The organism is Mycobacterium sp. SMC-4 (genome assembly GCF_050205565.1).
Classification (GTDB): Bacteria; Actinomycetota; Actinomycetes; order Mycobacteriales; family Mycobacteriaceae; genus Mycobacterium.
In genome coordinates, this window is sequence record NZ_JBNMQU010000024.1 from 1 (window position 1) to 1,696 (window position 1,696).

The following is a 1,696-nucleotide window of genomic DNA, read 5'->3' on the forward strand; positions in this document are numbered from 1 at the left end:
GTTTGTTGTGCACCAAACCCCCACCCACTACAGGTGAAAGGGCTATCCAACGAATCGCCTGACAATCGGCTGATCCCGCGATTTACGGGGCCGGCCAGGTCTCGTGGTGCTCCTTAGAAAGGAGGTGATCCAGCCGCACCTTCCGGTACGGCTACCTTGTTACGACTTCGTCCCAATCGCCGATCCCACCTTCGACGGCTCCCTCCCACAAGGGGTTAGGCCACCGGCTTCGGGTGTTACCGACTTTCATGACGTGACGGGCGGTGTGTACAAGGCCCGGGAACGTATTCACCGCAGCGTTGCTGATCTGCGATTACTAGCGACTCCGACTTCACGGGGTCGAGTTGCAGACCCCGATCCGAACTGAGACCGGCTTTGAAAGGATTCGCTCCACCTCACGGCATCGCAGCCCTTTGTACCGGCCATTGTAGCATGTGTGAAGCCCTGGACATAAGGGGCATGATGACTTGACGTCATCCCCACCTTCCTCCGAGTTGACCCCGGCAGTCTCTCACGAGTCCCCACCATAACGTGCTGGCAACATGAGACAAGGGTTGCGCTCGTTGCGGGACTTAACCCAACATCTCACGACACGAGCTGACGACAGCCATGCACCACCTGCACACAGGCCACAAGGGAACCGACATCTCTGCCGACGTCCTGTGCATGTCAAACCCAGGTAAGGTTCTTCGCGTTGCATCGAATTAATCCACATGCTCCGCCGCTTGTGCGGGCCCCCGTCAATTTCTTTGAGTTTTAGCCTTGCGGCCGTACTCCCCAGGCGGGGTACTTAATGCGTTAGCTACGGCACGGATCCCAAGGAAGGAAACCCACACCTAGTACCCACCGTTTACGGCGTGGACTACCAGGGTATCTAATCCTGTTCGCTCCCCACGCTTTCGCTCCTCAGCGTCAGTTACTGCCCAGAGACCCGCCTTCGCCACCGGTGTTCCTCCTGATATCTGCGCATTCCACCGCTACACCAGGAATTCCAGTCTCCCCTGCAGTACTCAAGTCTGCCCGTATCGCCCGCACGCCCACAATTGAGTTGTGAGTTTTCACGAACAACGCGACAAACCACCTACGAGCTCTTTACGCCCAGTAATTCCGGACAACGCTCGGACCCTACGTATTACCGCGGCTGCTGGCACGTAGTTGGCCGGTCCTTCTTCTCCAGGTACCGTCACTTGCGCTTCGTCCCTGGCGAAAGGGGTTTACAACCCGAAGGCCGTCATCCCCCACGCGGCGTCGCTGCATCAGGCTTGCGCCCATTGTGCAATATTCCCCACTGCTGCCTCCCGTAGGAGTCTGGGCCGTATCTCAGTCCCAGTGTGGCCGGTCACCCTCTCAGGCCGGCTACCCGTCGTCGCCTTGGTAAGCCATAACCTCACCAACAAGCTGATAGGCCGCGGGCCCATCCCACACCGCAAAAGCTTTCCCCCACCAGGCCATGCGACCAGCAGGGTGTATTCGGTATTAGACCCAGTTTCCCAGGCTTATCCCAAAGTGCAGGGCAGATCACCCACGTGTTACTCACCCGTTCGCCACTCGAGTACCCCGAAGGGCCTTTCCGTTCGACTTGCATGTGTTAAGCACGCCGCCAGCGTTCGTCCTGAGCCAGAATCAAACTCTCCAAACAAAAACGTTCAGAAAAATTCGAACCAAACAAAAGACACCAAAACTGGCATCCAAAAAA

Annotated in this window: 1 rRNA gene; it reads right to left on the minus strand. The window is 57.4% G+C overall.

What is annotated here, in order from left to right:
- Positions 1–117 precede the first annotated feature (117 nt).
- Positions 118–1,639 (minus strand): 16S ribosomal RNA (locus tag ACQI46_RS25570).
- Positions 1,640–1,696: the final 57 nt, after the last annotated feature.